Annotated in this window: 9 protein-coding genes; 4 read left to right on the top strand and 5 right to left on the bottom strand. The window is 41.3% G+C overall.

What is annotated here, in order from left to right:
- Window positions 1-198 precede the first annotated feature (198 nt).
- Entirely contained in the window at window positions 199-1,545 is a 1,347-nt protein-coding gene (locus tag JOC28_RS10060) for an Nramp family divalent metal transporter (protein ID WP_205010555.1), read from the top strand.
- A gap of 35 nt (window positions 1,546-1,580) precedes the next feature.
- On the opposite strand, the gene JOC28_RS10055 is transcribed toward JOC28_RS10060, so the two are convergent.
- The 5 genes from JOC28_RS10055 to JOC28_RS10035 form a co-directional block, all read right to left on the bottom strand.
- Window positions 1,581-2,351 carry an FAD:protein FMN transferase gene (locus JOC28_RS10055; protein ID WP_205010554.1) on the bottom strand — a complete coding sequence of 257 codons (771 nt, stop codon included), beginning with the start codon at window positions 2,349-2,351 and terminating at the stop codon, window positions 1,581-1,583.
- 2 nt (window positions 2,352-2,353) lie between these two features.
- Complete coding sequence (locus JOC28_RS10050; RefSeq protein ID WP_205010553.1) at window positions 2,354-2,830, bottom strand: FMN-binding protein; 477 nt, start codon at window positions 2,828-2,830, stop codon at window positions 2,354-2,356.
- A 13-nt stretch (window positions 2,831-2,843) separates the two neighbouring features.
- Window positions 2,844-4,040 (bottom strand): ferredoxin reductase family protein, encoded by a 1,197-nt coding sequence (locus JOC28_RS10045; RefSeq protein WP_205010552.1) that lies wholly within the window; start codon window positions 4,038-4,040, stop codon window positions 2,844-2,846.
- A 171-nt stretch (window positions 4,041-4,211) separates the two neighbouring features.
- A complete protein-coding gene (gene mutY, locus JOC28_RS10040) occupies window positions 4,212-5,357 on the bottom strand; it encodes an A/G-specific adenine glycosylase (RefSeq protein WP_205010551.1) in 1,146 nt (381 codons plus the stop codon).
- Between the two features lie 33 nt (window positions 5,358-5,390).
- The gene (locus JOC28_RS10035) at window positions 5,391-5,858 is read right to left on the bottom strand and encodes a LemA family protein (protein ID WP_205010550.1); all 468 of its coding nucleotides are present in this window, start codon (window positions 5,856-5,858) and stop codon (window positions 5,391-5,393) included.
- A gap of 868 nt (window positions 5,859-6,726) precedes the next feature.
- On the opposite strand from JOC28_RS10035, the gene rpsF reads away from it, so the two are divergent.
- Genes rpsF through rpsR form a run of 3 tightly spaced genes read left to right on the top strand, consistent with a single transcriptional unit; the run spans window position 6,727 to window position 7,817 of the window.
- Entirely contained in the window at window positions 6,727-7,017 is a 291-nt protein-coding gene (gene rpsF, locus JOC28_RS10030) for a 30S ribosomal protein S6 (protein ID WP_006595679.1), read from the top strand.
- An 11-nt stretch (window positions 7,018-7,028) separates the two neighbouring features.
- A complete protein-coding gene (locus JOC28_RS10025; protein ID WP_205010549.1) occupies window positions 7,029-7,541 on the top strand; it encodes a single-stranded DNA-binding protein in 513 nt (170 codons plus the stop codon).
- A 36-nt stretch (window positions 7,542-7,577) separates the two neighbouring features.
- Window positions 7,578-7,817, top strand: coding sequence for a 30S ribosomal protein S18 (gene rpsR / locus JOC28_RS10020; protein ID WP_000068664.1), 240 nt, complete (start codon window positions 7,578-7,580; stop codon window positions 7,815-7,817).
- Window positions 7,818-7,972: the final 155 nt, after the last annotated feature.

Here is a 7,972-nt window from a genome sequence, read left to right as displayed (position 1 = left end):
AAAACCACACAGTGATTCTTTCGTCTTGATTGTTTTCGAGACGGAAATCATTGTGTGGTTTTATGTTGAAGCTCGTTTTTGCCCAGCCTCTTTTTTATCTGCACAGCTATTTTTAAGAAAGTCGTACAAAAATATTAAGTGTGCTTAATTTTTGTGTTATAATAGACACATATTGAGCGAGAATCATGAGGTTAGAATATGTCTATTAGAAATCAGCACCTGCAAAAACAATCAATGGGAGAAATCAATCAGAGTATTGAAGTACCACAAAATGCTTCCTTTTGGAAAACCTTGCGAGCCTTCTTAGGTCCTGGTGCTTTGGTAGCAGTGGGCTATATGGATCCAGGAAACTGGATTACCAGCGTGGTAGGTGGTGCGACCTACAAGTACCTTCTATTATTTGTGGTTCTGATTTCCTCTCTGATTGCCATGCAGCTGCAGCAGATGGCTGGAAAGCTTGGTATCGTGACTAGACGAGATCTAGCTCAGGCGACAGCCCAGCATTTGCCCAAGGGGCTACGTTACCTCCTCTTTGTCATCATCGAACTTGCCCTCATGGCGACGGACTTGGCTGAGGTTATCGGTTCAGGGATTGCCCTCCACCTTCTTTTTGGTTGGCCGCTTTTACTATCGATTTTGATCACCATCCTAGATGTCTTTTTGCTTCTATCCCTGATGAAGCTGGGCTTCAAAAAGATAGAAGCCATCGTTTCGACCTTGATTTTGACCATCCTGCTCATCTTCGTCTACCTGACCGTCCTATCTCGTCCTAGTCTGTCTGGAATCGCAGCAGGTTATCTGCCTCACCTATCTCTTTTTTCTTTTGGAAATGGCGGAGCTAACAGCCAGTTGACTCTGGCTCTTGGGATTATCGGTGCTACCGTTATGCCGCATAATCTCTATCTGCATTCATCCCTATCGCAGACCAGAAAGGTTGATTACACAGATCAATCTTCCATCAAGCAGGCTGTGCGTTTTATGACTTGGGATTCCAATATTCAGCTGACCTTGGCCTTTGTAGTGAATTCTCTCCTTTTAATCTTAGGAGCTTCGCTATTCTACGGACATGCCAGCGATATCAGTGCCTTTTCTCAGATGTACAATGCTCTGCAGGATTCTAAGATTGCTGGTAGTATCGCGTCAGCCAGTCTGTCAACCCTCTTTGCTATTGCCCTCTTAGCCAGTGGTCAAAATTCGACCATTACGGGAACACTGACAGGTCAGATTGTCATGGAAGGCTTCCTTCACATGAAACTGCCTGAGTGGTTGATTCGTCTGGTAACCAGACTGTTGGCACTTGTTCCTGTTATCATCGTTGCCTTTATTTATGGCAGTCAAGAAGGTGTGCTGGATCAGTTGATTGTCTACTCACAGGTTTTCTTGTCCCTAGCTTTGCCATTCTCTATTTTTCCACTGGTCTATTTCACTTCAAATAAAAAACTCATGGGCGACCATGTCAATGCCAAATGGAATACCATCCTAGGCTACCTAGTCGCAACAGTCCTGACCATCTTGAATCTAAAATTGATTTTTGATCTCTTTTAAGAAAAAACCGATGAAGCTTTTGAGCTTCATCGGTTTTATAATGCTTTCTGATCATGCAGTTGACCATTTTGAAAAATGAAAAGGCTGGTTTGACTGACTAGGAGAGCTGAAAGTTGCTCTTTCTGAATAAGTTCTTTAGCCTTACTAAAGCCTGCTGAGAAGAGGGCGGTAGCCCAACTGTCTGCCCAGGCTAGGCTGTCTGAGAGGACTGTGACCTGCAATAAATCATCCTGACCGAGGACAGTTAAGTGCTGTCCTCTTTTACTTGTTCCAGATGTTGCGATGGCTCCGCAACTAAGAGGATAAATGGCTAGGACCTGCTGGAGATCCTTAGGATTTTCAATTCCTATCTGCCAGCGAAAGTCACTTCCCTGACGACTACTAGCTTGAATATCTCCCCCGCCATTAAAGGTGGCAGCCTCAATATGATCATATTGATAGAGCGGCTCGATAAAATGATGAAAGATGTTTTCAATCAACCACCCCTTTACAAATCCTGTCGGATCATAGACACCCTTGTAGTAGGGATCAAAGTAGCCCTGACTTCTCTGTTTGAGAATGATGACTTGCCCATAAACTTCTTGAAATTCAGGGTCGAAGATCGGTTCTTTCTGACCTCTTTGAAAGCGAGAGACTAGAGAATCCTTGCGAAAGGCAGAAAATTTCTCTTCGATTCTTAGTAACTCAGCCTTGATTTTTGGAAGAAGCTCTGCCATTAGCAATCGAGTAGAGGGAATATCATCACTGACTAGACTGATAGTGAAGGGAATGGTCATAGCCTCAATCGTTTCAGTGATAAGAGCCATCTTTATACCTGCGCTTGGTTGATAGCGTCTTGAAGTGAGCCTGTGAAGCCCTTGTAGGCTTCGGTAGCACCAGAAATCTGACTGATAGAAGCTGATTGACTAGCCAAGGCTTCCTCTGTGTAAATAGGCAGCGCATCACCATTAATCTGTTGAGAACGGCTGTTTTCGTTGGGATATTCTAAGACATCAATAGCCGTAATCTGACCAGAAACGACTGTGATCTGTACCTGATAGTCGCCACGATTAGTTGAAGTGACAGCACCAGTGTAGGAACCATCTTTGAGACCAAAACTAGAAGTGTCTGTCGAACTTGCTGCAGCATCTCTACTTGTTGTATCAGAACTTGCCTGACTGATACTTGAGCCAATAGCTGTGCTGCTTCGAGCTTGGCCTTGTCCTGCCCATAGAAAATAAGCATTGGCAGCTAAGGCGGTAAGAGCTGTACCACCTAGGATAAAATTCTGAGTTTGTTTTTTCATAGCAGTTCCTTTCTTATTTGAAGGAGAAGCCCTCATAGACTAGATCGGCTTTTGGATTGTTTTCTCGGAAGGATTTGGCAAAGTTGTTCATCATGCCAAGTGGTCCACACATAAAGACTGTTGTGTCGGACTGGAGGGGATAGTCTGAGAAATCTAGGAAACCAGAGACTTTACTATCGACCAGATGAAGGGTTAGATTTGGATTTTGCGCAGCATAGGCTTGCAACATATCCAGATAAACAGCATTTTCTTGACCAGTATAGGCATAGTAGAAATCAACCTCCTTATCAAGAACAGGTGTCTCACGGATATAAGAGATAAATGGTGTGATTCCAATACCGCCTGCGATCCAGATTTGCTTGTCCTGACCTTCTTTTAGAATCATGTGACCATAGGCACGATCGACACTAACACTACTGCCTTCTTTCAAATCCTTGTAGATGTGGCTAGTATGGTCACCTGATGACTTAATAGTGAAGAAGATAGTACGTCCTTGACCACCTGAAATTGAGAATGGATGCGGAGCTTTTTCAAAACCTTCTTGCAGAATCTTGATAAAGGCAAACTGTCCAAATTCATAGTCAAAATCCTTATTGAGCAGGATTTCAAGCTCTGTCGTATCAGCATTAACATGAGTGATTTTCTTGATACGTCCCTTGTATTTGAAACCGATGGTCTGATAGAGGAAAATAATGTAAAAGCCAGAGGCAATTCCCAAAATAGCATAAAGACCAACAACCAATGAAAGGAGGCTAGGACTAAAGAGGCTAACTGGACTCAGCATGTAGGCGTGAGCGAGTCCCAAGAGATAAGCCAAATAAACGAAACGGTGGACAAAGCGCCAGGTCTCATATTTGAGCTTGCTTCCGATGAAGGCGACAGCAATTACTGCCAAAAAGAGCATAATCGCAGCTTCACCAATAATACCAGCTAGACTAGAACCAGAAATCCCCATAGCATACTGATGGAAAATCAGAAAAATAATAGAGAAAACAGCCAACACCTTATGGTAGAAGTACATATTTTCGATGCCGTGGAAGAGTTTTTCCAAAATAGCAGAGCGACTAGCCAACATAAAAGTCAAAGCTAGAGTCGTCAATGCAATACCAGCACCAGCATAAATTGTCGTTTGAGGATTAGCTACCCAGGCGATAGCCGTTATCAGGATACTACCGATAATCAGAAGTATTCCAGGAAATGATTTCTTCATAAAAATTCCTTACTAATTATTAATATTAAGTATCTATCATAATCAAGAAAGAAATAAAACTCAATATTTATGCTCAAAATAAGCGTGGCAAAAGTGTGGCAAAAAATTGAGAACAAGAAAAAACGCCTAAAAGATTATCATTTATACAATACTTTTAAACGTTTATGCAAATTATTTGGTTTCAAAATATGCTGCCATCATCTTTTTCTGGGGCGTTGCCAGAGGATAGTTGGCTAGGTCTGACACTTCTACCCAAGCCAGTTGATGTGAGCTAGTCAGCTCTGCCTTTTTCACAAGCCCTTCTAGGATTTCAACCGTCCATTTCTGATGGCTAAAGGTGTGCTTGACAGTAGCAAACTGACGGTCCGTCCACTGAGGTTTGAGTTTGTAATCTTCTTCAAAGACCTGCTTTTGTGATAAGGTCTCTAGGACAGCGTCCTCTTTTTCAAACAAGTCCAGCTGCTGGGCGACAAAGTTGGTCTCCATGATAGGAAAAGACCAAAAACCACCTAAAAGCCGCTCCTTGGTATTCTTTTCAAGCAGAATTTCCCCCCTTTCATTGCGGATAACAAAGGCCTGAATCTGCAACGGACGTGGCTTTTTCTTGGGTTCCTTGATCGGGTATTTATCATAGGTTCCATGTAAATAGGCTGCGCAGAAGGAGCGAACAGGAGATTCTTCAGGTCTAGGATTTTTAGCTGATTCGATATCGGTGCCCAGATCCATCAGAGCCTGATTAAAATCACCGGGACGCTCTGGATCAATAAGAACTTCCATGATTGCTTGGAAAATCTTACGATTCTTAGGATCACCGACATCATAATTGACCTCAAAAAGTCTAGCCATGACCCGCATGACATTGCCATCCACAGCAGGCTCAGGAAGATTAAAGGCGATGGATGAAATAGCACCAGCCGTATAAGGACCAATCCCTTTAAGAGATGAAATGCCCTCATGTGTCTGGGGAAATTGCCCTGAAAACTCAGTCATAACCTGCTGGGCAGCAGCCTGCATATTTCTCACACGAGAGTAGTAGCCGAGACCTTCCCAAGCTTTAAGCAACTTTTCCTCAGGAGCCTTTGCCAGGTCTTCTATGGTTGGAAACCAGTCCAAAAAGCGTTCATAGTAGGGAATGACAGTCACCACCTGCGTCTGCTGCAACATAATCTCAGACACCCAGATATGGTAGGGATTCTTACTACGACGCCAAGGCAAATCACGCTTTTCCCTATCATACCAGTTCAGAAGCGTCCGCCTAAAATCGGCAATCTTAGCAGCATCCCACATCTCAATACCGTAATCATTTAAATCTAACATAGACCTATTGTAACACAGAAGAGAAAAAGGCTGTTAGATATAAAAGTCTGAAAAGTATTCTTTCTCTTTAGGTTTTGCAATTTGTTGATAAGGGAAGAGATGGATTCCTTCGTTGTAGTCCTTGACAGCCTCGTTATAGGCGAATTTTGTCTGCGTTAATTGGTCCTCATATTGATGGATATGACTGACAAGCGCCACTTGATTTTCCTTCTCGTCAGGTTGAAAATCTCTTTTTAACTTTTGTAAATGCTGACGTGTTAAGTCAATATCATTGGCTAGTCGATTGGTCTCTTGATGAAGCAGTTGGATGTATTGGCTCTGCTTATAATACAGTTGGATACTAACCGTAAAGAGACTGAGTAGAAGAGAGACACCACTGCCCAGCTCAGTTATTAAATCGCTTAAACCGTTGAAAATCACTTCCCAAAAGATTGCATAGAGCAACCAGTAGCCCAAAAGGCGCGTGATAAAACTTCCTAGTCTAAACTGAACTTTTTTCATATAAGAACTCCTTTTTTTCAAGTATATCATAAAAAGAGAATAAAAACTCTTGACTTTTGCAATCGCTTACATTATAATAAAGACAGAAAGAAGGATAAGACAAAAGTAACAGAAAATAAGGAGGAATTCTTATGATGAAACCACATGTCGCACGGTATAAAAACGGAGATTAAATATCTCTAGACAAACGGTAGGCAAAACCACTTTACAAAATTAATTATTCCTAAATGGAATAGGTTACTAGCAGTATTAAATAAACGTTTCAAAGTAAGCCATAAATCTTGTCACAAAGTAGCAGGAGGAACTGTCTATGTTGATGTTTGATGTGGGCCGTTATAAAAACGGAGATTTTAAATAACAGAGTATTGACTAGAATAGCTACAAGGGAGTGATACCACCAAAAAGTAAATTGTATATCTTTATTTAGGGAGGTTACAGAATGCTTAAGCTGAATATTGCTCGTTATAAAAATGGAGACACAAACCTTAGACTATACAATAGCTAAAGGGGTGAATCCAATGTAAACAGATGTTTTTCTCACTAACTTGAAATGAGGAGGTTTACCATGTTAAAAATGAACCTATCCCGTTATAAAAATGGAGATTTAGTCTTTTAAGACTCCTTATGACATCTAGAAGGGAATGATGCCAGTGATAGAAGAATCGAAAACCTAGAACTCGACCGATACGTGCAGGGTCGAGTTTTTTGTTTTACAAAATGTTATCCAAGATTATAGGATAAAATTGTCCATCTAAAAGTTTTTACTTGCCATTCCCTCAAAAAACTGATAGAATAATATCTTGTGAGAATACCTCACTTACTCGTGGCAAAGACCATGAGTCATTAGACCAAAAGGAGGAAAATATCAATGGCTAAATACGAAATTCTTTATATCATTCGTCCAAACATTGAAGAAGAAGCAAAAAACGCTTTGGTAGCACGTTTCGACTCTATCTTGACTGACAACGGTGCAACTGTTGTTGAATCAAAAGACTGGGAAAAACGTCGTCTTGCATACGAAATCCAAGATTTCCGCGAAGGACTTTACCACATCGTTAACGTTGAAGCAAACGACGATGCAGCTCTTAACGAGTTTGACCGTCTTTCAAAAATCAACGGTGACATTCTTCGTCACATGATCGTTAAAGTAGACGCTTAAGAAGGTAGTTTATGATTAATAATGTAGTACTTGTTGGTCGTATGACCCGCGATGCAGAACTTCGTTACACACCATCTAATCAAGCAGTTGCAACTTTCAGCCTTGCTGTTAACCGTAACTTCAAAAATCAGAATGGTGAACGTGAGGCTGATTTCATCAACTGTGTTATCTGGCGTCAGCAAGCTGAGAACTTGGCTAACTGGGCTAAAAAAGGTACATTGATTGGTATTACAGGTCGTATTCAGACTCGTAATTATGAAAATCAACAAGGCCAACGTGTTTATGTGACAGAAGTCATTGCAGACAACTTCCAAATCTTGGAAAGTCGTGCTACACGTGAAGGTGGCTCAGCTGGTTCATACAATGCTGGTGGATTTGATAATTCATTCGGTGGTGCATCATCTGCTGGTGGTTTTTCATCACAACCTTCTCAGCCTAGTCAAACACCAAACTTTTCTCGAGATGAAAGCCCATTTGGAAATTCGAATCCTATGGACATCTCAGATGACGATCTTCCATTCTAGGAATGAACGAATTAAAACTATAAAGGAGAATTAAACATGGCTCAACAACGTCGTGGCGGATTCAAACGCCGTAAAAAAGTTGATTACATCGCAGCTAACAAAATTGAATATGTTGATTACAAAGATACTGAGCTTCTTAGCCGTTTCGTTTCAGAACGTGGTAAAATCTTGCCACGTCGTGTTACTGGAACTTCAGCTAAAAACCAACGTAAAGTAACAACAGCTATCAAACGTGCTCGTGTTATGGCTCTTATGCCATTCGTAAACGAAGACTAATTCGTACGAAATCGTTAAAAGGACTCTTAGGAGTTCTTTTTTTGTTTGATCTAAAATTGTTCGGCTCTTTGTCAACTGTAGTGGGTTGACTAAATAATTAAGCACGAGAGAGAATCAAATTGGTTCTCTCTTTTGTTGCGTTCAAAGCGAGAAGA

It is taken from the genome of Streptococcus loxodontisalivarius, assembly GCF_016908645.1.
GTDB classification, from domain to species: Bacteria; Bacillota; Bacilli; order Lactobacillales; family Streptococcaceae; genus Streptococcus; species Streptococcus loxodontisalivarius.
Note: the sequence above shows the minus strand (reverse complement) of the source record. Positions and strands in the feature narration are given on the sequence as shown.